The organism is Chroococcus sp. FPU101 (assembly GCF_017312365.1).
GTDB lineage: Bacteria > Cyanobacteriota > Cyanobacteriia > Cyanobacteriales > Microcystaceae > Chroococcus.
The window spans coordinates 23,010-49,442 of sequence record NZ_BLJI01000025.1; the positions used below are offsets into that span (position 1 = coordinate 23,010).

The 26,433-nt window shown below is 39.0% G+C and carries 23 protein-coding genes and 1 pseudogene; 8 read left to right on the plus strand and 16 right to left on the minus strand.

Features of this window, described 5'->3' with window-relative positions; genetic code table 11:
- Positions 1-8: 8 nt before the first annotated feature.
- On the plus strand, positions 9-2,570 hold the full coding sequence (leuS, locus tag CFPU101_RS18065; protein WP_206816727.1) for a leucine--tRNA ligase: 2,562 nt from the start codon (positions 9-11) through the stop codon (positions 2,568-2,570).
- On the opposite strand, the gene CFPU101_RS18070 is transcribed toward leuS, so the two are convergent.
- The 13 genes and pseudogenes from CFPU101_RS18070 to CFPU101_RS18130 all read right to left on the minus strand — a co-directional run bounded on the left by CFPU101_RS18070 (position 2,567) and on the right by CFPU101_RS18130 (position 15,366).
- The gene (locus CFPU101_RS18070) at positions 2,567-3,766 is read right to left on the minus strand and encodes a glycosyltransferase family 4 protein (protein ID WP_206816728.1); all 1,200 of its coding nucleotides are present in this window, start codon (positions 3,764-3,766) and stop codon (positions 2,567-2,569) included. The two genes, leuS and CFPU101_RS18070, sit on opposite strands and share 4 nt — an antisense overlap.
- Positions 3,763-4,902, minus strand: a complete 1,140-nt coding sequence (locus CFPU101_RS18075) for a RuBisCO large subunit C-terminal-like domain-containing protein (RefSeq protein ID WP_206816729.1) — start codon at positions 4,900-4,902, stop codon at positions 3,763-3,765. Before CFPU101_RS18075 ends, CFPU101_RS18070 begins: the two co-directional genes overlap by 4 nt.
- Positions 4,902-5,456, minus strand: a complete 555-nt coding sequence (locus tag CFPU101_RS18080; protein WP_206816730.1) for an acireductone dioxygenase — start codon at positions 5,454-5,456, stop codon at positions 4,902-4,904. Before CFPU101_RS18080 ends, CFPU101_RS18075 begins: the two co-directional genes overlap by 1 nt.
- Positions 5,457-5,577: 121 nt before the next feature.
- Positions 5,578-5,901 carry a type II toxin-antitoxin system RelE/ParE family toxin gene (locus CFPU101_RS18085; protein ID WP_206816731.1) on the minus strand — a complete coding sequence of 108 codons (324 nt, stop codon included), beginning with the start codon at positions 5,899-5,901 and terminating at the stop codon, positions 5,578-5,580.
- 6 nt (positions 5,902-5,907) lie between these two features.
- Complete coding sequence (locus tag CFPU101_RS18090; protein ID WP_206816732.1) at positions 5,908-6,156, minus strand: type II toxin-antitoxin system ParD family antitoxin; 249 nt, start codon at positions 6,154-6,156, stop codon at positions 5,908-5,910.
- A gap of 167 nt (positions 6,157-6,323) precedes the next feature.
- Positions 6,324-7,298: a PRC-barrel domain-containing protein gene (locus tag CFPU101_RS18095; RefSeq protein ID WP_206816733.1), complete on the minus strand. Its 975-nt coding sequence runs from the start codon at positions 7,296-7,298 to the stop codon at positions 6,324-6,326.
- Between the two features lie 311 nt (positions 7,299-7,609).
- The gene (locus tag CFPU101_RS18100; protein ID WP_206816734.1) at positions 7,610-8,893 is read right to left on the minus strand and encodes a dihydrolipoamide acetyltransferase family protein; all 1,284 of its coding nucleotides are present in this window, start codon (positions 8,891-8,893) and stop codon (positions 7,610-7,612) included.
- Positions 8,894-9,011: 118 nt separating this feature from the next.
- A complete protein-coding gene (locus CFPU101_RS18105) occupies positions 9,012-9,464 on the minus strand; it encodes a YlqD family protein (protein WP_206816735.1) in 453 nt (150 codons plus the stop codon).
- Between the two features lie 125 nt (positions 9,465-9,589).
- Positions 9,590-10,380, minus strand: a pseudogene (locus CFPU101_RS18110) (MlaE family lipid ABC transporter permease subunit).
- Between the two features lie 22 nt (positions 10,381-10,402).
- Entirely contained in the window at positions 10,403-13,003 is a 2,601-nt protein-coding gene (locus CFPU101_RS18115; RefSeq protein ID WP_206816736.1) for a methyl-accepting chemotaxis protein, read from the minus strand.
- A gap of 94 nt (positions 13,004-13,097) precedes the next feature.
- Positions 13,098-13,628 (minus strand): chemotaxis protein CheW, encoded by a 531-nt coding sequence (locus CFPU101_RS18120; protein ID WP_206816737.1) that lies wholly within the window; start codon positions 13,626-13,628, stop codon positions 13,098-13,100.
- Between the two features lie 20 nt (positions 13,629-13,648).
- Positions 13,649-14,014: a response regulator transcription factor gene (locus CFPU101_RS18125; protein WP_206816738.1), complete on the minus strand. Its 366-nt coding sequence runs from the start codon at positions 14,012-14,014 to the stop codon at positions 13,649-13,651.
- Between the two features lie 170 nt (positions 14,015-14,184).
- Complete coding sequence (locus CFPU101_RS18130; RefSeq protein ID WP_206816739.1) at positions 14,185-15,366, minus strand: response regulator; 1,182 nt, start codon at positions 15,364-15,366, stop codon at positions 14,185-14,187.
- A gap of 352 nt (positions 15,367-15,718) precedes the next feature.
- Here CFPU101_RS18130 and hmpF point away from each other — a divergent pair, with 352 nt between their 5' ends.
- Positions 15,719-17,320 carry a pilus motility taxis protein HmpF gene (hmpF, locus tag CFPU101_RS18135; RefSeq protein WP_206816740.1) on the plus strand — a complete coding sequence of 534 codons (1,602 nt, stop codon included), beginning with the start codon at positions 15,719-15,721 and terminating at the stop codon, positions 17,318-17,320.
- A 2-nt stretch (positions 17,321-17,322) separates the two neighbouring features.
- On the opposite strand, the gene tilS is transcribed toward hmpF, so the two are convergent.
- The gene (tilS, locus tag CFPU101_RS18140) at positions 17,323-18,288 is read right to left on the minus strand and encodes a tRNA lysidine(34) synthetase TilS (RefSeq protein WP_206816741.1); all 966 of its coding nucleotides are present in this window, start codon (positions 18,286-18,288) and stop codon (positions 17,323-17,325) included.
- 98 nt (positions 18,289-18,386) lie between these two features.
- Here tilS and CFPU101_RS18145 point away from each other — a divergent pair, with 98 nt between their 5' ends.
- The 6 genes from CFPU101_RS18145 (at position 18,387) to CFPU101_RS18170 (ending at position 24,213) form a co-directional block, all read left to right on the plus strand.
- Positions 18,387-20,810, plus strand: coding sequence for a GH116 family glycosyl hydrolase (locus CFPU101_RS18145; protein ID WP_206816742.1), 2,424 nt, complete (start codon positions 18,387-18,389; stop codon positions 20,808-20,810).
- Between the two features lie 21 nt (positions 20,811-20,831).
- Positions 20,832-21,410, plus strand: a complete 579-nt coding sequence (locus CFPU101_RS18150) for a Uma2 family endonuclease (protein WP_206816743.1) — start codon at positions 20,832-20,834, stop codon at positions 21,408-21,410.
- Positions 21,407-21,985, plus strand: a complete 579-nt coding sequence (locus CFPU101_RS18155) for a Uma2 family endonuclease (RefSeq protein WP_206816744.1) — start codon at positions 21,407-21,409, stop codon at positions 21,983-21,985. The genes CFPU101_RS18150 and CFPU101_RS18155 overlap by 4 nt, the downstream gene beginning before the upstream one ends.
- Positions 21,986-22,146: 161 nt before the next feature.
- The gene (locus CFPU101_RS18160; protein ID WP_206816745.1) at positions 22,147-22,689 is read left to right on the plus strand and encodes a hypothetical protein; all 543 of its coding nucleotides are present in this window, start codon (positions 22,147-22,149) and stop codon (positions 22,687-22,689) included.
- A gap of 117 nt (positions 22,690-22,806) precedes the next feature.
- Positions 22,807-23,280, plus strand: coding sequence for a CRR6 family NdhI maturation factor (locus CFPU101_RS18165; protein ID WP_206816746.1), 474 nt, complete (start codon positions 22,807-22,809; stop codon positions 23,278-23,280).
- A gap of 12 nt (positions 23,281-23,292) precedes the next feature.
- Positions 23,293-24,213, plus strand: a complete 921-nt coding sequence (locus CFPU101_RS18170; protein ID WP_206816747.1) for a DNA adenine methylase — start codon at positions 23,293-23,295, stop codon at positions 24,211-24,213.
- Here the strand turns inward: CFPU101_RS18170 and CFPU101_RS18175 are convergent.
- Together CFPU101_RS18175 and purH are read right to left on the minus strand one after the other, a co-directional pair.
- Complete coding sequence (locus CFPU101_RS18175) at positions 24,207-24,773, minus strand: GUN4 domain-containing protein (protein ID WP_206816748.1); 567 nt, start codon at positions 24,771-24,773, stop codon at positions 24,207-24,209. The two genes, CFPU101_RS18170 and CFPU101_RS18175, sit on opposite strands and share 7 nt — an antisense overlap.
- Before the next feature lie 7 nt (positions 24,774-24,780).
- Positions 24,781-26,316 carry a bifunctional phosphoribosylaminoimidazolecarboxamide formyltransferase/IMP cyclohydrolase gene (gene purH / locus CFPU101_RS18180; protein ID WP_206816749.1) on the minus strand — a complete coding sequence of 512 codons (1,536 nt, stop codon included), beginning with the start codon at positions 26,314-26,316 and terminating at the stop codon, positions 24,781-24,783.
- Positions 26,317-26,433: the final 117 nt, after the last annotated feature.

The window sequence follows — 26,433 nt, forward strand, 5'->3', positions numbered from 1 at the left end:
AAATTATTGTGGAGTCACAGTACAGCGCAGCATCAATTGAACAAAAATGGCAAAAAATATGGGCTGATCAAAAATTAGACCAAACCCTCGACACAACAGAAAAGCCAAAGTTTTACGCGCTGTCGATGTTTCCCTATCCATCGGGAAGCCTTCACATGGGTCATGTTCGCAACTATACCATTACTGATGTGATCGCACGTCTTAAACGAATGCAGGGTTATCGCGTCCTACATCCGATGGGTTGGGATGCCTTTGGTTTACCTGCCGAAAATGCGGCTATTGATCGCGGAATTGCCCCTCTCTTATGGACATATCAAAATGTTGCTCAAATGCGTGAACAATTGCAACAACTCGGTTTATCGGTAGACTGGGATCGCGAAGTAACAACCTGTTCACCCGATTATTATCATTGGACACAATGGCTTTTTCTGCAATTTTTCCAAGCGGGATTAGCCTATCAAAAAGAATCTGCTGTTAATTGGGACCCGATTGATCAAACGGTACTCGCTAACGAACAAGTAGACAATGAAGGGCGTTCTTGGCGTTCTGGGGCAGTTGTCGAACGAAAATTACTCCGCCAGTGGTTTCTCAAAATTACTGACTATGCAGAACAATTACTCAATGATTTAGATAAACTTCCAGGCTGGCCCGAACGGGTTAGAATCATGCAAGCCAACTGGATCGGTAAATCGACTGGTGCATATTTAGAGTTTTCTGTCAAGGGATCAAACGAAAAAATTGCTGTTTTTACCACGCGTCCTGATACGGTTTATGGCGTGACTTACGTTGTTCTCGCACCCGAACACCCTTTAACCCCAAAAGTGACCACATCTGAGCGTCAAGAAGCCGTAGAAGCCTTTATTAAAGAGGTAGCGGGACAAACAGAAATCGAACGCACCGCCGAGGATCGTCCCAAACGAGGCACTTTAACGGGGGGAATGGCGATAAATCCGTTTAATGGCGCAGAAATACCGATATTAATCGCCGATTATGTCTTATATGAATATGGTACTGGTGCGGTGATGGGTGTTCCAGCCCATGATGTCCGTGATTTCAAGTTTGCTAAAGAAAACAATTTGCCGATTAAAGTCGTGATTGTTCCCGATGATGCAGATAATCCAGATTTAGAACTCACTCAAGCGTACACCGAAGCGGGAATGATGGTCAATTCGGAACTCTTTACAGGAATGAAATCAACACAAGGCAAGGATGCGATCGTACAATTTGCCGAAAATGAAGGTTATGGTAAAGCTAGAATTCAATATCGTCTTAGAGATTGGTTAATTTCCCGTCAAAGATATTGGGGTTGTCCTATACCAATTATCCATTGTCCGAGTTGTGGTACAGTCGCCGTTCCTGAATCTGATTTACCCGTTTTATTACCCGATGATGTTGAGTTTAGTGGACGTGGCCCCTCTCCACTTGCTAAATTAGATCACTGGGTAAATGTACCTTGTCCGAGTTGCGGTAAACCAGCTAAACGAGAAACTGACACGATGGATACGTTTATTGATTCATCTTGGTACTTCCTGCGGTTTACTGATGCGAAAAATACTGAAAAACCCTTTGATTTAGAAAAAGTCAATGATTGGATGGCAGTTAATCAATACGTCGGTGGAATTGAACACGCTATCTTGCATTTACTTTATTCCCGCTTCTTTACTAAAGTTCTCCGAGACAGAGGGTTATTAAATTTCGATGAACCCTTTGAACGTTTGCTTACACAGGGAATGGTTCAGGGGATGACTTACAAAAATCCCAAAACAGGGAAATACATTCCATCAAGTCAGGTTAATGCTAATGATCTCAAAGATCCCGAAACAGGAGAACCTTTAGAAGTCTTTTATGAAAAGATGTCTAAATCTAAATATAATGGCGTTGAACCACACCAAGTGATCGGAAAATATGGGATCGATACAGCGCGGATGTTTATCCTTTTCAAAGCACCACCCGAAAAAGATTTAGAATGGGATGACGCAGACGTTGAAGGACAATTTCGCTTTCTTAATCGTGTGTGGCGAATTGTTGCAGAATATATTGAGAAAAAACCTGCCAAAATCAAGTCTTCTGAAATATCTAAACCTGAAAAAGATCTCAGACGGGCAACGCATATCGCCATCAAAGAAGTATCCGACGACTTAGAAGACGAATATCAATTTAATACCGCCGTTTCTGAATTAATGAAACTCAGTAACGCCATTAATGAGGCAAAATGCTATGATTCTGCGGTGTACAAAGAAAGTGTCGAAACCCTATTGATTTTACTTGCGCCTTTTGCTCCACATCTTGCAGAGGAATTATGGCATACATTGGGTTATACAGATTCAATTCATCATCAAAATTGGCCAAAAGTAGATCCGTCTGCTTTAGAAGTCGATGAAATTACTCTAGTCATTCAAATTATGGGTAAAACACGCGGAACGATTCAAGTTCCATCAAGTGCCGATAAACAAGCATTAGAACAGTATGCCCGTAACTCTGAAGTCGCGCAACGCCATCTCGAAGGAAAAGAGATTAAAAAGGTAATTGTTGTTCCAGGTAAACTGGTTAACTTTGTTGTCGCAGGTTAATTCAATTGGCTAAACAACTTAGCTAGTTTTTCCCCTTCTACCGTTGTATTGTATTGTTCTTGAACTCGTTTAGCTCCAACTTGTCCCATCTGTTCTAATTGTTCGCTAGATGTTTCTAATACGTTTTGGATAGCCGTAACTAAAGCATCAACTGAACCTGCGGGAACTAACCACCCACAGACATTCGGTTCGACAAGTTCGGGGATACCAGCGACATAGGTACTCAAAACGGGACGAGACAGGGCTAAACTTTCCATAATCACTACGGGTAATCCTTCGGCAAAACTGGGTAAAATCATCGTTTTAGCCGCTAAAATCTGCTTTTGTACGGTTTCTCCACTTGCCCATCCCGTAATTTCTATTTGTTTCTCTAATTTGTATTGTTTAATTAAAGATTCTATTTCTGTGCGTAACTCCCCATCACCTACCAAGACCATTTTCAAATCAAAGTTCTTTTGTACTAATTTATGGATGGCTTGGACTAACAGTAATTGTCCTTTTTGTTCACAGAGTCTTCCCACACAAACCAAACGCGGTTCATCGGGAATCGGATGAAAAGGAGTATTGAGAAAAGATTGATCAACGCCACAGTGAATAACATGAATTTTTGACCAGTGTTCATGAGTACACCAGCGATAGAGTTGACTTCTGCCAAACTCACTAATTGCAATGACAAAAGACGCTTGTTTAATTTTTTCAGGTAATGCGATCGCTTGAACCTTATCAAATTCTTCTGGCCCGTGAACCGTGAAACTATAAGTCAGATCGCCTAAAATATGAGTTAGTAATGCTACTGTGGTCGAGTTCGTGCCAAAATGAGCATGAATGTGAGAAATGTTTTTCTGTTGTAACCAGCCAAGCAACACACAAGCTTCAGCCAAATAAATGAGATGTATTAAAACGCCTCGCTCTGATTTGAGTCCGAGAGTAATTGCTAATTTTAAAGCTTTTAACCATCGCCAAGGACGGGTAATAGCCGTTTGAATTAAATTGAATAATAAACCGACTAAACCCAAATCTAAAATAGCTTGGGTTTTGGCTTGTTCTTTTTGATCCGCTTCATCGACTAAATCTAAAGTGGGGCGAACGGTAAAACGTGCGATTGCAATTCCAGAGCGTTCAAGTGCAATAATTTCTCGACGGATAAAACTATGGCTAATTTTAGGATATTGGTTAATCAGATATGCGATCGTCATGTTCCCCATTTTTCTACGGCTCGACGTAATGCGCCATAAGGTAAAGTATCTAAAGTAAAAGGTTTTCCGACTCGTTCTAATGCTTCAAAAAACGCTCTTACTCCAGAAGCTGAACCGTCGGGATGATCCATAATTCCTGTACCTGCATTTAAGATAACATCCTGTCCGTAATCGGCTAATGCTTTTGGAACGATCCCTGGATGAATCCCCGCTGAAGGAACAGGGAAAATATTACGCGTACGTAGTATATTTTTAATTTGGTTTTCTTCATTGGGATCAAAGGGTAAACTACCATAGGAAGCAGGATATAAAACCGCATCTGCACCTGCATGAGCCATCAGCGTCCCTAAAACCACTGAATAAGATAATCCAGTATCTTCTGAAGCACACATCGCCCCTGCAAAGGCAGGATGAGCGAAAATTGGGACATTAATTTCAGGATCAGTCGCCAAAGCTTCTAAAACCGAAAAACCGTAAGTCAGAACATTTAATAATAAAGCATTTGCCCCATTTTGGACTAATAAACGCGCTTTAGTCAATAATTGGTCGGCCTTTCCAGTGACATTGACCGCATAGAGAACAGTGCGCCCTGTTTTTTCTTGCACTTCATCTAAAACGCGACGACACGCCAATAATCGATCCAAAGTGGGTGCAACAGCTAGATCGCCCATGATTTCATCATCTTTAATGATATCCAAGCCATTCATAGCCACTTTTCTAAGAATATCGGCATGATCCGCCGCCGAAAGCCCTAAAGCAGGTTTAAAGATCGCCATGATTAAAGGACGATCTCTAATACCCAATTTTTCTCGAATGCCAGTGATCCCGAATTTAGCCCGCGTGCCATAGGAATTAGGGAGATGCACCCCTATTACTTTTGCGCTTCCAGCCATCGAATATTTGCCGAATATCATCGTTAAAAGGCTTGCGATATCATTTTCGGTATTAAACACAGGAAAACGGATTCTAGCCACATTATTATCGACTTTAACAACTTCGGCTAAATGTTTTTTTAGCTGACTATCGCGGTGAGCAAATCTTTGATCCCAACTGCCTGCCGTTTGTCCGATGGCGATGATTTTTGCTTGACGGAAAGCATCTACATCAGGGGGAAAACGATAATCGACTTCTATCATTAACCCATCACCAGAGAAGGAAAACGAATCATCGTCTCAGTATATTCGGGTATCCAACCTTCTGTCGTAATAAAATATCTAACGGCTTTAATCCGTTTTTGCTCAGTCAGATGGAACCAATGTTCTGTATTTGCAGGTACGTTAATATATTCTTCGGGCTGAATGGTTAACTCAACTTGAGTTTTATCGGGAAGAACAAAGCCAAAAACCCCTTCACCATCAACAATATAACGGACTTCATCATCAGCGTGTGTGTGACAGCGTTCAAACTTCGATAGCATTGCATCTAAGTTCGGGATATTGGGATGTAAAACAATTAAATCACGAGCTTGATAGCCTTCTTTTTGCTTCATTTCTTCAAAATAGCCGTCTAATGCTTGTAAAACGGCTTCTTTCTCTTCATCTGATAAAGCCGCTTTGTCTAATAAATCACGAGTCTCTCTATTATCACCAACTGTCCAATAATTTAACGCCACATTCAACGGTGCTAAAGTTCTCGAAATATCTTCTAAGTTTGTATAAGTTGTTCCATCTTCAAAACGGAGAATCGCCATTTTACCCTTTCTCTTTCAATAGCCAACTTTTTTATCTTAGCTTGGGATGATGTGGGGTTGTCGGTTGAGATTTTAACACACGTGTCTAAATCAATTGCGTTTCAATCACGGTAAAACAGTTTTATAACTTTTCTTGTTCTAAAATAGTAGGAAGGTCACGACTAGAATGAATAATTCGCACTACTATTAATAAATCCTCGGAAGTAAGGTAAAAAATAAGGTAGTTTTCAAAACCTTTAATACTCCATTTCCGTAAACCTTCTAAGCGAGAATTTCTGACTGAATAGAGACTACCCATACTCGGAATTTGCGCTAGTTTTGTGATCGTTTTTCGAGTTGCATCAAAAAAACGTAAGGCGGCATCAGGATTATTTTGAGCAATGTAGTAAAACAAATCATCTAAATCTTGACTGGCTTTGGGAGTAATCAATATCCGTAGTGTCATGATTTTTTAAGGGCGAAGGCGTTGAAGTAATTCAATTTGCTTGTTTTCCCACCATTGCTCATTGATTTCAATTGGTTCGCCACTATCTAAACCTTCAAGTAAAAGAGATTCTAGACGTTTTTGTTCTTCTCGTTCTTGTTCAAGGCGAATCAGATGACGAATGTACTCACTTGCAGTACTATAGCCTTTTTGTTTAATTTGTTCGTCAATAAAAGACCGCATCGAGTCGGGTAGAGAGATATTGAGAGTAGTCATAGAGCTTAATCACAACGCCTTTATCTAAAAGTTTGGCATATTTTGTCAATTGTTGCCAAAAATTGAATAGTACTGATATATTATCAAAAACTTAACTAATTTGATTAATATCAATTGCTATAAAAAACAAATAGGATGGCTTTTAACCACCCTATCATCTTTAAATCTTAATTAGCTTCTTCTTCATATTCGGGGATTCTTTCTTTTTGTCGTTCTGGAATATTCACCCGTTGGGGTTGATAGGTATCAGTATCATCCCAGACATCATTCTGGACATCTTCCTCATAATCATCGTAATCTTCCTCTTTTTGAATCGGAGGACGATAACGCTCTACTTCTCGCTCTTGACGTGCTTCACCCCAGTTATCTTCTTCGAGTTCTGCTTCATATTCGTCTTCATAACGCATTGCTAAAGGTTGTTGGGGAACTTGCATCGGTCTAACAGGTTCATAATCATTATCTTCATCCCAACGCTGTTCTAATGCGGGTGCGGGTTTAGCCGCTTCGACAGGTGTCCGAATGGGAATACCCGTCGGTAATTGATTTTCAGGTTTAGCAGTCGGTGGGTAGTAAATTTCTTCTTCTTCTTTTTCCCAAGGAGGGCGACCAATACCCATCCGTTCGAGGATACCGACACTTAATTGATTTAGTCTTTCTTCAGCCCCTTCAAAAACAATTAAACGGTTAGGCCCGCTACTGATGACTTCCTCAATAGAAAATTCGTAGGTACTGATCAATTGCTCTGGAATTTGCGGTAAACCCAAAGAAGCAATAATAATCGAAATTAATTTGCCACTGATGGGATCAAATTGAAAGTCTCTAACTCGCCCTAAAGGTTCACCTGTTTCCGTGATCACTTCACTATTCATCAAAGTTGTATAGAGATCAATATCAACAGGCTCGATCACATCTTCGTCATCGACTAATATAACATCCCCCGTTTGACGGATACTCGAAAGATACATATACTGGGGCATTCCAGTCATCGACAGAAAGTTATCTCTTAAGCCAAAAGATACAACTTCTCGTCGATCAATGTCTACTAAGATTTCTTTGACGACTCCCAACTTTTTCCCGTTATCACGAGTAATGACCTGTGTATTGAGAAATTCGGAACGTAAACGAAGATTTTCTGTTGTCATTTTTCCTGTGTTATAGAAGTCTTTGCTTCTTTTAAAATCATTAAATATAGTGTGAGTGCAATGGCAAACAGTGTTTATAATTTACTAATAATAGCTTCTTTTTAAGAGTTTGCTCTGTAACACTTTCTGTGAATCAAACTCCCAAAGAGCGACAGATTGTTAATTGTTTAAGTTGGGAGTCTTTTAGTTAACCCGTAAGCACAGCCAATAAGCGATTATATACGGGCTGACTTTTTAACCATTCTAACGAATCGTTTTAGTTTTGCCTTAGAGATTTTTTAGGGTCATCGACTTGATAACCCTAAACCTATCTACAGCGTGAGTGACTGTACATCGCTTTCAATCAATTTAGCCAAATCTTGTAGGAAGGCGGCGGCTTGTGCGCCATAAATCACCCGATGATCACAGGTTAAATTCACGCTCATCCGTCGTTGCACACCAATCAAACCTTCTGAGGTTGCGGCTACTTGAGGTAATGAAGCACCAATGGCTAAAATAGCTCCTTGTCCAGGGGGTAAAATGGCATCAAAGCGATCAACTCCAAACATTCCCAAATTAGACAGAGTAAATGTACCACTGTTGTACTCTTCGGGTTGAAGCTGTTTAGCGCGAGACCGCTCAACTAAATCTTTCCAATTGCGAGAGAGACTGTAGATATCGGTTTGATCGGCACTGCGGAGAACGGGAGTAATTAGACCACCATCAGGCATCGCTACCGCGATCGCTACATTAATCGCCGATCGATATTGGATGCCTTGTTCAGTATAAGCAGCACTCATGATTGGGTGTTTTTGAAGGGTATTCGCCACTGCTTTAGCGAGTAAAGCGGTCATGGTAACGCCTTTTGATTTCAGTTGCCCATACAGCTTATCTAGAGCATCGGTTGTCATAGTGTAGCCCACATGGAAAATCGGTACTTCTAGGCTGGCGACCATATTCTGTACAACTGCTTTTTGAAGAGTAGTAAGCGGTACAGTTTGCCCAACAGCTACAGGCGCGGCGGTTACAGGTGTGGAGGCGGGTTTTTGAGGAGTGGGTGTTGATGTTGGTGTGGCTACTGGTGCGGCTACCTTGCCAACAGCGCGTTCTACATCTTCTGCGACAATTCGACCATGAGGCCCACTTCCTTCTAAAGTTTGGATGTCTACACCGAGATCTTTGGCGAGTTTTTTGGCTCTGGGAGAGGCGACAAGTCTTCCGTTTTGACGGCTGGTTGGGGTCACGGATGCTGCGACTGGAACGTGGGTGGTACCAGGATCGGCAACGGGGATAGGGATCGCTTGAGGTGTGGGTTTTGGCTCGGCTTGAGTTCCCGATTTTGAGGTGGCTTTGGCTTGGGCTTCTTGTATTTCGGCTTCAGTTTCGGCGATAAAGGCAATGGCATCTCCGACGGTTGCCTCTTCTCCAGCATTAACAAGGATGACTGCTAAATAGCCTTCATAGAAGGATTCAACATCCATGTCAGCTTTGTCTGATTCGACCACAACCACGGTTTCACCTTTTGCCACTTTTTCGCCTGGCGATTTAACCCAAGAAACGATTTTTCCTTCGGTCATGGTGGAACTGAGTGCGGGCATGAAAATATCGTGAATCATGGTGTGGTCTTGGGCTAAATGTAATGATGATTAAGAATAATGGGTTAATGTCTTATACCAAACGACATTGTATCAAATTTTGTTACATTAGTGATTTAGATGAAAAAGAAAAAAATCATTAAATCTCGCCGCGAATGTCTTCAACAATGTTGTCTTTGATCACAATTTCGACATTCATTTTATTAACAATATTGTCTCCTTTTTCTAATCTGAAAAAGCTCTCAAGCTGAACATTTTGAACTACTTCTTGGTCTATTTCTAATAATTGAACCTGTTGAATTTGTTGTAAAAATTGGTTTTTGCGTTCGAGAATTTCGGATCTTTTTTGATTGACTTGAACTTGAATATTTTCGATTTGTTGGGCAGCTTGAGACGAAAGGGGGATAATACTTTGTTTTTGAATTTCTGCGATCGCTCGTTGTCCCTGCATTTCTAATTGTTGCAATTGAGCATCTAATTGTTGTAGTTGTGCCTGCAGTTGTTGTTGAGCATCTTCTTTCCAACGAGTAGTCACAATAACTCTGACTGTGATAGGGCGTTTGATCAATAAACTCATATTAGCGTCTTCCATGAAAAAATATCCTTTTTATGGTCTTCTTCATCATAAGATAAGCGGTTACGCTTTTAATCTGATCAGTGTCAAGTCTAAATGACCTTTTTATCGACTAGAAAAAAACGATAGATCCAGTCTTGTTTTTATTCAATATTAGCTGTACCTGGCCCTTGAAAGAGAACCCAAGATAAAATGACGTTAGCGCAAAAATTCCAATTAATGAGGTGACAACGGCGGCTGTTGTTGATTGTCCAACGCCTTTGGCACCACCTGTCGTCGTCAGTCCCCAGTTACAACCAATGACTGCAATCACCCCCCCAAAAACAACGGCTTTAATCACGGTAGAGATGATATCCCAAGGCTGAACCAAAGTCTGAATCGAATAAATAAAAGAATAAGGGGAAATCTTATAAAGATTATCTGCTATTACCAAACCTCCGAGGGTACCCGTAATCAGAGACATCAGGGTTAAAATAGGTAGCATGACGCAACAGGCTAAAACACGCGGAATGACTAAATAATCGATCGGATCTGTTTTTAGCATATAAAGGGCATCAATTTGCTCGGTTACCCGCATTGTACCGATTTCCGCCGCAAACGCTGATCCCACTCGTCCCGCTACCACAACGGCTGTTAAAACGGGAGAGAGTTCACGGGTTAACGCAATGCCTAGAACACCACCAACAAAAGAACCAGCACCAACATTAATAAATTCTTTAGCGACTTGGATGGTAAAAACCATACCAACAAAGGTAGATGTAAGCAAAGCAATAATCGCTGATTTGGGGCCAACGATGGTCATTTGCTCGATCGTATTACGGCGGTGAATTTTGCCTTGCAGGAGGTGTAAAAACACCTGACCTGATAAAAACATCGCTGCGACTAAACGCTGTGACCATTTTTGTAAACCACCCTTATTGCCTAGATTAACCATCTTGATCCTTGATAAAATTGGACTAATCTTCGTGATCCACTCTAAAGCGTTCAACTGAGGTTAGCAAGTCTCGCGAAATAGAAACGAGTTTTTGCAGAGAACCGCCAACTCGTTGTGATTCTTGAGAGGTTTCTTGGGCAGTTAGTTCCACTGATTGCATAACTTGAGCGACTTCATGAGAGTTTTCCCGTTGTTTGACGGTATCTGCTGTAATTGATCGTACTAAACTATCAATACGGTTAGAAACTTGGATAATATCTTCTAGAGATTTTTTCGCTTGTTCGGAACGTTCGGTTACATCGATGACTTGCTGAATACCTTCCTCCATCGCAGTCATAACTGAACCCGTTTCACTTTGAATCTGCAACACGATTTGTTCAATTTCTTTAAGGGATTTTGCTGAACGATCGGCTAATTGTCGCACTTCATCGGCTACGATCGCAAATCCTTTCCCCGCTTCCCCTGCTCTGGCTGCTTGAATCGAAGCATTAAGGGCGAGTAAGTTGGTTCTAGAGGCAATCTGAGAAATCAAAGCCACAATTTTCGAGATTTCTTGAGAAGCTTCAGCTAAACGCTTGACTTTTCGCGCTGTTTCTGACACTGTTTCTCGGATTTGTAAAATTCCTGCGACGGTTCGCTCGACGGATTCACCCCCTTTAAGAGCAGAAATTGAGGAAGTACGGGCAACTTCTTCGGCTTCTTTCGCATTTTCGGCGACCCGTTGAATCGATTCAGTCATCATTTGTACTGAATTAAGGGTTACAGCCAATTCTTCCGCCATGCGTAGTGCATCACTCGATTGATGTCGGGCAAAAGATTCACTATCAATCGATCCTTGGTTCACTTGTACTGCTGCTTTTTTCACCTGACGCACGATTTCACGGAGATTTTGGATCGTTAGGTTAAAGGCATCAGCAACCGCACCAAGAACATCTGCTGTTACTTCCGCTTCCACCATCAGATCACCTCTAGCCGCACCTTCGACATCATCAAGCAGGCGAATCACCTGACGATGTAGATCTTCTTTCGCTTGTTCAGTTTCAGCCGCACGACGTTGAGCATCGCTAGTTGTGGTTAAAACAACTCGTGCCACTTGATTAAAGCGGTTAGACAGTTCGCCAAACTCATCTTCAGAGTGAATCGTGGCTTTGACATTAAAATTTCCTTCACCAATTACATCAAACTGTTTTTGTAAATCATCAAGCGTTCGTTTGATCTGACGATTTGCAATTTGTCCTAAAAGCCAAGTTATCCCAAATCCACTTAAACCCGATAGGAGAATCATAGTTAAAATTGGTGGACTAAAAGGAGAAATGACGGTTGTTTTGCTAGGTGATTTTTGTACAGGTACCACTTTTTCCGTTTTAGCTTTTCCTTTGAGGGGAACAGAAGCTTTTTCTTTTGGACTGAAAAACCCGCTTAAACTACTGACGAGGAAAATGACTAGCATCGGGGTTAAACCCGCCGCCGTCGCTATCATTAATTGTTTAGTGGCAAGTTTAGCGTTTTTTAAAGGAGCAAAAAGACCTAAAGGGACTTCGGCTTTAGGTTTGAGTAAACGCTGTTCTGCCATGACAACTGGGGGAGATTCTCTGTGATCATGAAACTCGCTCCATGTTAGTTTACTTGCCATTTGACTACTAGGAGTTCCTTGACCAGATAAACTTGATTTAGGTAAATCCATCTCGTCTTGATCGCCAGTACGGGTGAGAAAGGCGGACTCTGGTATTGATTTAGCAATATCTGTAATATCAAGTTGCGATAGATCTGAATCGTCCTCACCAAAATCACTGTATTCCTCAAATGAGTGAGCATCTTCGGCTAGATTTCCCGACGGAAAATGACTATTTCCCTGATTTTGATTGAGAAGAGTACTACCAACCGAGGTAGATGTATAGTGAGACGATCGCAAATCCGATGAAACGACAAAGGTAGCTTCTCCCGATTGATTTCTACCATTTTGATAAGGGGGATCACTATCTTCTACATCATCTAAGAAAGGGAACTCATCTTCTGGCATTTCTGACCAGTCGTAACTTTGATTTGCTTCAAAGGGATGATCTTGATAATGGTTGCTTTGATTAGATCCCACTTTAAACGTGCTACCTACGTCTTGATGATTCGTAAAGGGTTGCGGTTGTCCGACTGTCGGCTCACCTAAATCATCCTCACTGAATTCATTAAAAACGCCACTATCCCAAGCTAAAGACTCTACTTGGGAATCGCTGCCCCAGTTTAAAGCTTCGTCATCATCCTCATCATTAAATTCCTGAGTCGGATCAAATGCGGGTTCACTCATGGCAAGACCTTCGGTTTGGGCAACCGCATAATCTAACTCATTGGCTTGATAGTTAGCTCGTTTAATCTGCTCAATTCCTTGATGAGCATAATTAACTAATTCGGGTTGCTCATGAAAGCGGAGAACACTTTCATATTGTTCTTGAGCGTGTTGATACTGTGCTTGTTTGAAATAGATATGGCCTCGTAATAATAAGGTATTTCCATCATCAGGATATTCTGCGATGATTTGATTGGTCATTTCCAAGGCTTCATCTAACCGACCTTGACAATAGGCGGCGTTGGCTTTTCCATAAAGTTTGATGTAATCTATTCCTGCTACCATTGTCCTCCCTCCCTTGGAAGTAAAAATCAGAATGTATACTTTTTAATAAATAGAAACGAATTGTTATCTTAAAAGCCATCCTATTTTTAGCCTTTTAAGCTGCCCAACGTGCCGAGCGTAGAATTGCTACATGATCAAGAAGCCGTAGTGCTGGATGAGATTCTTGGAGGCTCACCCATTCACCTTGAACAAAGGGAGCAATTTGATCAGGAATGGTCGTTGAGATTTGTAAATTTTCTAAATCCAACCATTCCATCTCGCCCAAACGATCAACGGCTAATCCTAAAATTGTTTCTTGATCTTCGATCGCAATGACTGGTATTTCGGGCCGATCGGTATTTAAACTCGTTCCATCCCCTAAAAACTGACCAAGATCCGCAACCCAGATCACTTGTCCTCTTAAATTAATCGTTCCCAATAACAGAGGAGACGCATTTGGAATCGCCGTAATGCGATCAGGTGGCTGCTGCATCACTTCTCGAATGGCTGCTGCGGGCAACACAAATTCATCTTGACACGGCAGAAAAAACCGCAAATAAAGTTCACCTTCTGGTGTTTGTAAACCTTGAAGATCGCTTGAAATTTCTTGAGGATTTCCCCTGAAAAAATCTTGTTGATTAACCATTACGAGATCTCATGTTGTGTTTACTTACGGAGTAATTGCTTAATCGTGCCAAGTAGTTCAATCGGTTCAAAAGGCTTGGCAATATACGCATCGGCTCCCTGTTTCATGCCCCAAAAGCGATCAAATTCTTCGGCTTTAGAAGAACACATGACCACTGGTACATTTTTGGTTTTTGGGTCAGATTTTAGACGGCGACAAACTTCATAACCATTCATCCGAGGCATGACAATATCTAAAACCACCAGATCTGGATTAGATCTTTCAATATGCGCTATTGCTTCTAGTCCATCACAGGCGATCGTTACTGTCAGACCATGTTTTTTCAGTAGGTCTGAAATCATTTCCCGTTGCGATCGGTTATCTTCTACCAGCAAAACTTCGCTCATAATCTACCTACATGGTTCATGATGGCAATGATACCCTGTAGCTTGCTGTGAGCTACTTCTTGTGAACATGGTCTGCTTTCCGTGTTCGGCCTCATCGTGTGTTATTGATGCTTTGAATAAGCTACATACTTAATTTGCCCAAATGATCTCGATAAATCGACGTTCTTGGATTAAATTTTTGGGTGAATATTCGCAGTGATGTCCGAGCCTGTATATTTAGAAAGTAATAACATTAATTCGCTGGCTCCAAAGGGCTTGGTTAAATAGTCGGTTGCTCCTACCATGCGGGCTTTGACGCGATCAATTAATCCTTCTTTTCCTGTGAGCATAATGATCGGGATCTGACGAAATGCCTTAGACTGACGCAGCATGGCACAGACTTCATAACCATCTAATTTGGGCATGGCAATATCGCACAAGATCAGATCGGGTTTGTTTTGAAACAGTTGATTGAATGACTTGAGCGGCTCTGTGATCAGCGTAAATTGATAGGGATACTGTTCTAAAATTGCTTCAATACTTTTACCGATGGTCAAATCATCATCTAGACAAGCGATGTGTAACTGTTTTTTGCTGTTGTTGAAATTTTGAGGCTTTGGTGGCTCAAGATCACTGATTAATTGAATCCATCCTCGTTCGGCATAGGGATAAAGGACACGTGCGATCGCTAGTAAATCTCGATTTAAGGCGCGAAACAGTTGTCTGAGGGTAATTTTTTGTTCTGACCAACGGCTGAGGCTCTGATACGCTTTTTCTGGAATACTAGCGCGTAGTTTTTTGGCATTGGTGATCATTAAATATTGGTCTGGATGTTGAATATGTGGATAAAGTTGCTTCCATTGCTGAATTTGTCGCTGAATTTTGCTGATTAAAGGTGTAATTTCTAAAAGGGTTAACTGAGGGGCTAAAGCTGAAGACATTTCAAAGACAAAAGAGCCGTACATTAAACCCAAAAGGTCAAATAAAGTCTCTTCTACCATTTTTTGAATGATTTTACGTCCTTGAGTGGGTGTCAAAAATTTTTTTTCTAGTAGACACCACAAATAACTATATTCAGGAATGTTGCTGGTTGTCTCGGTTTGAAAGAGTTGCTCGATAACGATTTGTTTGTCTTGATAGGGCTGTAAATAGTCCTGTAAACGTGATAAGCTCTGATTTGACCGATCTACGGCATAAATAATTTGTCCATTGGCAAAAAAAAGATACCAAAATTTTTGAGCAAGTTCTGTTTGAGGTTCAAGTGTCATTGTAGGTAAACTTGTTCCCTCGATATAGAGTTCTCCTGTGCGTTGGCCTAACTCAATGAGTTGTAAAATGCTGCGTAGATCAATCTCGTTTAAGTTTCCCTGCATATTCTTGCCATGCTTGCTTCACTCAATTCTAACCAGATCCCTTGGCAATGTCTTAAAAACCTAGTTATTCTTGATTATAGGTTGGGTAACTTCACACAGGTGGCACTAATCGACTAATACTGGGGTTGAGTCAATCAATGACACAATTCAAAGAGTATGTTAATTTTTGTAAAATTAGTTGCCAATGTTGTTACGTGAAGGAACGTTATGAGAAGACGGTAATCGTTTTTGTCTTACTTTTTAATAAGGAACAATCGTTTACTATCTTTCTTTGTCTGCACCATTGATTGATTTAATCGCACCAGACTGATTAGCTCACACATTAAAAAAAGTAAAATGAGGATGACGACTTGTGCTTTATCTTGCGGAAGTCAAAAAACAAACTAGAGGATTTATCGGCGGACTCAAAACCGAACTCAAACTATTAGCTTGTCAACATAATGACCAAAGTTGGAGTGCGGTACCCGAAAATGAGGTTTTAGTCTGCGATGTGCCTAATACCTTGGGCGAAGGCGCTCTGGTGATGATTACCCTTGGTCATAACCGTCAACTTCAAGGCTCACCCGAACAAGCTTCACCTGAATTAATTCGTCAATTACAGAAAATTTCTCGCTTGATGGAAAAGGTAAAAGACGAACAGGAAAAGATTGAACAATGGAAGCAGTCTTTAACTTATCAAAGTCAAGAACTGACGCGCCGAGAAATGGAAATCGAAGCGAGACTCGAACAAGTTGAGCAGATGGAATCGGAGTTTGAGTATCTAGAACGTCAGCGCAAGGAATTAGATGAATCTTGGGAACATTTACGGATTGAACAACAACGTTTAGAGGAAGGACGGGAGCAACTTGGCCCACTTAATAATCTTTCATCTGAACAAGCGAATTCATTACAAGCATTTATACAACGTTTGACGGAAGATCCAGAGCGAATTCATCATCTTTCTGATTCTGTACATTTAGCAATTGATTCAGTTAAATTACAGCAAATGACTTTAGACGGCTATTGGCAACGTTTAGAACATGAAAAAAGAACTTTGCTCTCTCTACAGCAAGAGGTAGAACGTCTTAGGGAAACGGTTGATCAAAGACAACAAGAATTCAAATCTACTGAGTCATCACTTGAGCAAGCTAAAAATCAGATTCAAGTACAAGAAGCCGTTTTAAAGAGTAAACAACAATTACTTAGTCAATTAAATTTGAATTTGCAACGCATACAAGATATCAGAGAAAGTTTGCTTGGTTTGGCTAAAGGCGTTGATGACCCTGAAATTGAGCAAAAAATTGATTTGAATGCTCTAGAATATATGCCTCTTGCTGAACTTGAAGAAAATGTTAATAAGTTACAAAATGATTTAGATAAGTTAGTTCTTTTTGTTAATGATCAAGAGGAAGAATTAGCTTTGCAGTGTCAGACGGTAGAAGAAGTTTTAGCTAAATTACAAAATGTAAGTGAATACGAGCGTTTATCGATTGAAGCGGAACTATCCGAAGAACAAGAACGAAAAAGAATGCTTGATGAGACTTTAGTGGGACAACGGCGTAATTTAAAAGAACGTCAAGGTATTTTATTACAATATGTTCGGATTTTGCAACGACGCAAAGGTATTCTTGACCCAGAACAAGAATCGAATACAATTAATTTAAAACCGATGATCATGCAATTAATTGAACAGCAACAAGATACTGAAGAAGAGAAACAACATTTAGCACAAGAAATTGAACATTTACAAAATAATTTACAGCAACTTAAAGAAATGGTCGCTCATCAATGGGCGGAACTTGAGCAAAAAGCGAGAGGAATTGAACAACACCAACACCAATTTCAACAAGCAAATTTTGAGTTTATACAAATCAAATCTCAAGTTCAACTCGCTGAAGAAACCTTACAACCGATTCAAGATCATTTAAGTGAAATTCGGCAACATATTGAAACCTTGTCCCATTGGATACGCTAAATTTACAACTTTTTTAAGATAATCCAGTCGCCCTCTACTTGTGCAATCGTATTTCCTGATAGAGATGATGTAGCACTTTTTTGTGGGGCATCGATTAAATCAATAATGGCTTCAATTTGAGCAAAGTTTGGCGATTTTAAAGAAATATTTTCTAAAAGTAGCTTGATAATTCTTCTTTTTAATGCTAGTGGAATACTTTTGATTTTAATTCGATTTAACTTTTTCTGTTCAAAATCAATAATTTCTTGGGCTAAATTTTGAGTTAAAGTGTCTAAAAAATCGGATTCAGCTTGCAAGATTTCGGCCGTTTGTGCGAAAGCGGTTTCGACCTGGGGATTAAAATGGGTTTTTAAATAAGGTAAAACTTCTGTTCTAATCCGATTACGAGCATATTTTAAATTATGATTAGCTTGATCATCCCAGACGGGTAATTTTAACCGTTGACAAAATTCTTTAGTTTCAGCGCGAGAAACATTAAAGAGAGGACGAACTAAACTCACGGTTGGACTTAGATTTCGTTTCCATTTTAAAGCACTTAAACCCGTGACACCCGATCCCCGAATGAGATTATAGAGTAAAGTTTCAGCGCGATCGCTTTGTGTATGTCCAGTAGTAATGATGTTAAAATCCTGTTCTTGTGCGATTTCTTGTAAAGCTTGGTATCGCCATTCTCTCGCGGCTGCTTCTGTTTCTGTAAGGTTAGTCGCTATTTTTAAATGAAAAGGAACATACCATCTATCACTAATTTCTTGGACAAATTCAGCAATTCCTAAATCAGTTTTCCATTGATGGTCACAATGACCAACAGCAATTTTAAAATTCCATTTTGGCTGTAAATCGATTAATAGTTTCAGTAAACAAATCGAATCTTGTCCACCCGAAACAGCAATTAAAATTTTGTCCCCTTGAGCAAGTAGTTGAGTTTGTTTTAGAGTCGTATGTAGTCTAGCATGAAGAATTGTCCACATTTCTAGCCGCTTGAACTTTTAGTTTTTTGATCCTATCAGATGGAACAATATCATCATCGGATAAGATCTAGCCATAAGTACAACTGCGCCTCTATTTTATGTTTAATTTAGTCTCACTTCCTGAAATTCCCGCTTGTGCTTGGTCTCGTCCCATCGGCAAAGGTTGGGAGAAACCTTATACCGTTCGCTATGCCAGTAATTTAGATGATGGGCCTTGGCATGGTGTACCATTAGGGGGTTTTGGTGCAGGATGTATCGGACGATCGTCTAAAGGTGATTTTAACCTATGGCATCTCGATGGGGGTGAACATCTTTTCCAAAATTTACCCGCGTGTCAGTTTAGTATTTTTGAACAACCCGAAGATGGGGAAGCACACGCATACGCACTTTGTACCGAACCTCCCGAAGATGGTACCTTATCCCGTTGGTCGTGGTACGAAAAAGAAAAAGGAACTTATTCTGCACTCTATCCCCGCAGTTGGTACGAATACGAAGGAATATTTCAGAGTAAATTAATTTGTGAGCAGTTTTCACCGATTTGGGCGGGAAATTATCAAGAAAGTAGTTATCCTGTCGCTATTTTTGAATGGACAGTCCAAAATCCCACCGATAAACCAATTACGCTGAGTATTATGCTAACTTGGCAAAATACCGTCGGTTGGTTCACTAATGCCGTCAAATCACCCAAAGTCAAAGTTAGAGATGATGGTAGTCCTGTCTATGAATATCAGGCAAAATGGGGTGATAGTCAAGGAAACTTCAATCAGTGGATAGAAGATAATTTTCGGATGGGGTGTTTGATGAACCGTCTCCAAGCAAATGAAAGTCCACTTGAAGGTGACGGACAAATTTGTATTGCAACTTTGAGTAATCCTACTTTAGAAGTTTTTCATCTGGGTAAATGGAACCCGAATAGCGATGGTTCCGAAGTTTGGGACTATTTCGCAATGGATGGTTCACTACCCGACACCGAAGATGAAACCCCTGCTAAAAATGGTGAACAAATTGCGACGGCGATCGCGATTCGGTTTACAATTAAACCAGGCAAAACACGTAAAATTCCTTTTATTCTCGCATGGGATTTACCTGTAACTGAATTTGCTCAAGGAATTAATTATTATCGGCGTTATACTGATTTTTTTGGTAGAAATGGTCAAAATGCTTGGGCGATCATTCGTACTGCACTTAAACATAGTGATACTTGGCGAGAACAAATTCAACAATGGCAGTTACCGATCCTGAAACAGTCTAATTTACCCGACTGGTTTAAGATGGCGTTGTTTAATGAACTGTATTTACTCACCGATGGGGGAACACTTTGGACAGCAGCAACCGAAGATGATCCTGTTGGACAGTTTGGCGTTCTAGAATGTATAGATTATCGTTGGTATGAGAGTCTAGACGTTAGATTATACGGTTCATTTAGTTTATTGATGTTATGGCCAAGATTAGATAAAAGTGTTCTCACGGCTTTTGCACGCGCCATTGGGACAAGTGATGATACACCGAGAATTATTGGTTATAACCAAGCGTCAGCCATTCGTAAAGCTAAAGGTGCAACTCCACATGATTTAGGCGCACCTAATGAACATCCTTGGGTACAAACGAACTATACAAGTTATCAAGATTGTAATCTTTGGAAAGATTTAGGCAGTGATTTTGTTTTACAGGTATATCGAGATTACTTGTTAACAGGTGCAAAAGATCAGGATTTTTTATGGGAATGTTGGGCTGCAATTGTCGAAACTTTGGCTTATTTAAAAACCTTTGATTTGAATGATGATGGTATTCCTGAAAATTCTGGCGCACCTGATCAAACTTTTGATGATTGGCAACTAAAAGGAATTAGTGCATATTGTGGCGGACTTTGGATAGCAGCATTAGAAGCAGCTATTAAAATCGGTAAAATTTTATTATTACGTCCCCCGATGAATCCTAAATTACAAGTAGAAGATTATCCTAATAGTATTGAATCAACCATCAATATTTATCAAACTTGGTTAGAACAATCTCGCGCTATTTATCATCAGACACTTTGGAATGGTGAATATTATCGTTTAGATAGTGAAAGTGGCTCAGATGTAGTAATGACGGATCAACTTTGTGGTCAATTTTACGCCCGTTTGTTAGACTTACCTGATGTCGTAGAATTTCAGTACGCTGAGTCGGCTTTAAAGAAAGTCTATGAGGCTTGTTTTTTGAAGTTTTTTGACGGAAAATTTGGCGCGGCAAATGGCGTAAAACCTGATGGCACTCCCGAAAATCCTAATGCTACGCACCCGTTAGAAGTGTGGACAGGAATTAATTACGGTTTGGCGGCTTATTTGGTGAAAATGGGGATGAAAGAAGAAGCGTTTAGATTAACTGAAGCAGTCGTCAAACAAGTGTATGAAAATGGCTTACAATTTCGTACTCCTGAAGCAATTACCGCAGTGGGTACCTTCCGCGCTAGTCATTATTTAAGAGCAATGGCTATTTGGGGAATTTATGGCGTTTTAACAGGGTTTAAAGAGATGAGATAAAAAGTTAGGAGAGATCAAAAAATGATTGTTGTTAATCGTAGACTGTTCACTTTAGAAGAATATGAGCATTTAGGAGAAATCGGATTTTTTCATCCTGAAGAACGAATTGAGTTAATTCGAGGAGAATTGGTTAAAATGGCAGCAAAAGGTAGAGCGCATTCTGTTTGTAATACTTTGTTGGCTGAAAAATTTTATAGATTAATTCTTGGTCAAGCTACTATTCGAGTACAAGATCCTATTATTATTCCTCCGAATAGCGCACCTGAACCAGATATTGTTATTGCTCGTTCAAAAGAAGATAAATATTTATCCTCTCATCCATTACCTGAAGATATTTTATTATTGATTGAAGTCTCTGACTCTACATTAAAGTCCGATCAAACATTAAAATTATATTTATACGCTGAAGCAGGAATATCTAATTACTGGATTTTTAATTTAGTCGATTATCATGTAGAAGTTTATACAGAACCCTATCAAGAAAATAAAAATCAGTTTAATTATCGTTCAAAACGTGTTTATTTGCCTGATGAACAAATAAAAATTCCTGAATTGAATAAAATTTTAGAATTATCATCTATTTTTTCTGCTTTAATATGACAGCAATTACTCTCACACTTAAACCAATTATTCAACTGACAGAAAAAGAATTTTATCAACTCTGTCAGGCTAATCCTGATGCAAAATTAGAGTTGAATTCAAATGGGGAATTAGTCATTATGCCACCAACAGGAGGAACATCAGGAAATCGTAATTTTGAACTTTATATTGATTTAGGGATTTGGAATCGTCAAGCAAAACTGGGTAAAGCATTTGATTCGAGTACGATGTTTAGGTTGCCAAATGGTGCGTTATGTTCTCCTGATGCGGCATGGATATCTCTAGAAAGATGGAATCGTTTATCAACGGAAGAACAAGAAGAATTTCCGCCGATTTGTCCTGATTTTGTGGTCGAATTACGTTCAGTTTCCGATAGCTTAAAATCACTTCAAGAGAAAATGGAGCAATATATGGCTAATGGAACTCGTTTAGGGTGGCTGATTAATCCAAAACAACAAACCGTAGAAATCTATAGACAAGGAAAGGAAAAAGAAGTCTTACATCAACCCAGTCAGCTATCAGGTGAAGATGTTTTATCAGGATTTATTTTAGATTTAAAGGAAATTTTGATATAAAACATTTTTTTAAATAATTAAGTTAATTATTTCATACTCTTCGTAAAATTTATTTAATATTAAATATTGTTAAAAATAATTGAATTTTTTTGAAAATCCAGTATTTACTAGAAGTATTCTATAAGCTGGCAATAAAAAATATTATGTGGAAAAACTTTGCATTGACTACTTTAGCTGGACTAGGTTTAACTGTATCTTTAGCACAAGCTGGGTTAGCTACTACATTTTATCTTCAACAAAGAGATGATTTTGGAGGTATTGCTTTATCTGGACAATTTACAGGAGAAGATACTGATAATAATTTGTCGCTTACCTTAAGTGAATTAACTAGCTTTAATTTGAGTACCTACGGCTTACCTGTTTATACTCTTCCCGATTTTACATTTTTTTCTTATGCACTTGATGGTAGTAATTCTATTGCTTTTAGTGCCGAAAAAACTGAAGTTATTAATGATGGAACAATTTCAACTATAGATTATTATCTGTCTGTTGATAGTGAATCTGATCCAATTACATTTGGTGGAAGTACAACTTTTTTTGTTGATCCTAATACTCCTCCAATAATCGGAGATATCTTTGCTAATCAACCTGTTCGAGTTAGTACTTCGATTCCTGAAGGTAGTAATATTATTGCTTTAAGTCTTTTGGGAATTTTAGCACTTTATCAAAAAAAAGCAAAATCTAATTTTAATCATCAAAAATAAATCTTGTTATTAATCCTGTTGTTAAAAGCAAGAGAACAGGATTAAACAGTTCTAAATCTCAGCAACAAGAGTTATAATAAAATTTGTCATAAAAGCTATAGACGAATTTTAAAATAGATGACTCTAACAATTGCTATAGAACCTGAGCATTTGTGCAATCTTGATTTATCACCTGTGACGACGGTTATTAATAAGTTACAGCAAGAAAACGGGATTACTTCTGCTGAACAAGAAATACAGTTTCAGATTAATTATCTTCGTGAAGAATCTGATATCAGAGAATTATCAGAAATTCCAGAGGTTAGATTATGGTTTATTCGTTTAGATTCAGTGTATCCCTGGCTGCCATTTCTGTTAGATTGGAAGATAGGAGAATTAGGGCGTTATACTGCGATGTTAGTTCCTCATGAATTTCATCGGACTGAAGGAATACGTTACAATCCCGAAGCGTTAGAAATTTTTGTGATGCAAAAAATATTTGTGTTAAACGACTGGTTAAAAAAAGAAGGGATTTCTAGCCAATTTCGCTTAAAATCAATGGCACAAATGTTAGGGTATGAGTTAGAAGATGAGTTTTTTGCGATGTTTTAATAGCGAATAAAAATGCAAAAAACAGAAATATTAGCTAAACCTTTTCTTAAATGGGCAGGTGGCAAAGGTCAACTATTAAATCAAATTATCTCATTTTTACCTAAAGAAATAGAAGAAAAAAAAATTATTAGATATGTTGAACCGTTTGTTGGTGGCGGTGCTGTTTTTATTTATTTGACTCAGTTCTATCAGTTTGAAGAAATTTTTATATGTGATATTAATGATGAATTGATCTTAGCTTATAAAACGATTCAAAAAGAAGTAGAACAATTAATCGAATGCTTATCTGAAATGCAAGTCAGTTATTTGAATTTATCTTTAAACAATAGAAAAAAGTTTTTTTATCAAGTTAGGGAAAGCTATAATTTACAAAAAAAACAAATTGATTTTCAGGTTTTTAGTGAGCAATGGATTAAAAGAACTACTCAACTTATTTTTCTAAATCGGACTTGCTTTAATGGCTTATTTCGGGTGAATTCACAAGGACATTTTAATGTTCCTATGGGAAACTATAAAAACCCTTTAATCTGTCATGCTGAAAACTTAAAAGCGATTTCTCAAATTTTGAAAAAGACAAAAATTTATCATGGTAATTATGCTCAGTGTCAACAATGGGTAGATTCTCAAACATTTGTCTATTTCGATCCTCCCTATCGTCCCATTAGTCAAACCTCTAATTTCACTTCCTATTCTCAGGATAATTTTAGTGATGTAGAACAATTAAAATTAAGAGATTTTTTTCATTTATTACATCATCAACAAGCCAAATTAATGTTAAGTAACTCTGATCCAACTAATAAAAATCTTGATGACACTTTTTTTGAAAAAGCTTATCAGAGTTATCGAATAGAAAAAGTTAAAGCGACTCGAATGATTAATAGTAATGCACGAAAACGTGGTCAGATTAATGAATTATTAATTATGAATTATTGAATATTACAATTTAGCAAACGTGTAAAACAAAAACAGACCATTTTCGCACCATAGGGAGACTTCCACCAAATCACAGGAAACAAACCAACAGGCGCATTTAAACTAAAATCTAATTCGTCATAATTTTCATCATTAATCCATTCTCCATCATTTCGCCAGCCAACTTGTTCACCAAATTTCCGAAGAATATTAATATCCTGTGCCATCAAAGTTTCAATAGTGCCACCAACACTTTGATAAATCGCTAATTGCTGACTAAAACTAAATCGCTCTTTACTATAGGTTTTCCAAAGACGATCAATTACAGTCAACACATTACAGGGAAAATCCATCATATCATTCGGTGTAAAAGTTTCTCGATCTTTATTAGCCACCGTCAGAATAATATTAGAAGTCTCCGCATCAGCTTCTTTAAATTGTCCTGCTTTTAAAAATTCCTGTAATTGATTATAGCGATCGATATCTGTAATCAACATCAATTTATCTTCAATATATCCCAGACGGGTCGAGATAGAGCGAAGTTGTTCAGAAATTTCTATCAGTTGATTTTGTGCATCCATAATTTTTTTAGTGCAAAAAGTGACGAACTCCAGTTAAAACCATCACCAAACCTAACTCATTAGCCGCTTGAATTGAATCTTTATCACGTAAAGATCCACCTGGCTGAATAATAGCATTGATTCCTGCTGCTGCTGCGGTTTTTACTGAATCATCAAAAGGAAAAAAGCCATCACTTGCTAAATAACCCCCATTGGCAGCATCTTTAGCCTGTTCTAGCGCAATTTTAACCGATCCGACGCGATTCATCTGACCTGCACCTACTCCTAATGTGGTTTTATTTTTAGTAATGACAATAGCATTAGACTTAACGTGTTTAGCAATTTTCCAAGCAAAATTTAATTCTTCTAATTGTTCAGAAGTAGGTTGTTTTTCCGTAACAATTTGCCATGTCTTAGGATCATCAATTAAATCATCGGATGCTTGGACTAAAAAACCTCCTGCAATCACTTTAACCGTTTGTTTCGGCCCATTGATTAAATCGGGTAATATTAAAACTCGTAGATTAGATTTAGCCTTTAAAATCGTTTCAGCTTCAGGATCACAACTTGGGGCGACAATACATTCTAGAAAAGTTTTGGTTAAAGCGGTAGCCGTTGCTGCATCAATGGGTTGATTGAGAGCGACAATTCCTCCAAATGCCGAGGTAGAATCAGCATTAAAGGCCTTTTCATATGCTTGGGCAAGAGTTGTTCCCAAAGCCGCACCACAGGGGTTCGTATGCTTTAAAATCGCTGCTGCGGGTTCATTTTCTGGAAATTCAGCAATAATGCGACGGGCTGCTTCTAAATCTACTAAATTATTGTAACTTAGTTCCTTGCCCTGTAATTTACTAGCAGAAGCCCATCCACTCGTACTCGTTCCCGTTTGATACCACGTCGCACTCTGATGCGGGTTTTCGCCATAACGTAACGCTTGTAACTCGGTTCCTGCGAGGCTAAAACGATCGCTATTCTCTCCCAGACTAGCAAAATAAGAAGCTATAGCTTGATCATAAGTATTGGTTAGTGCAAATGTACAAGATGCCATTTTTTGACGGAAGGCGAAGGAAGTTTCGCCGTTATTTGAGCGCAATTCTTCTAAGTAGGTATCGTAGTATTGAGGGTTACACAAAACAGTAAGATGTGCAAAATTTTTAGCCGATGCACGTAACATCGCAGGGCCGCCAATATCAATTTGCTCAATTGCTTCTGCTACAGTGATATTAGGTTGAGCGATCGTCTTTTCAAAAGGATAGAGATTAACAACCACTAAATCAATCGGACGAATCTGATTATTTTCTAAATCGGTCAGATCTTGGGGAACCTCTCGACGTGCTAAAATCCCACCATGAATCCGAGGATGGAGGGTTTTAACTCGTCCCCCTAAAATTTCGGGTGAACCTGTATAGTCACTAACTTTAATCACGGGAATGTTAGCTGCTTGGAGAGTTTTAGCCGTTCCACCACTACTGATGATTTCAAAGTCGAATTCTTCAACCAACTGATGAGCGAATTCAATCAATCCTGTTTTGTCTGTAACGCTCAGTAGTGCTAACCGTGTCATGCTTTAACCTTAATCTTTTACAAAATTACTTCATTTTTCCTACCTCAATTATTTTATTGTATAGAAAGCTATTGGATGACTTTTCCTAACTGACGAATCCGATAGAATACCTCTACA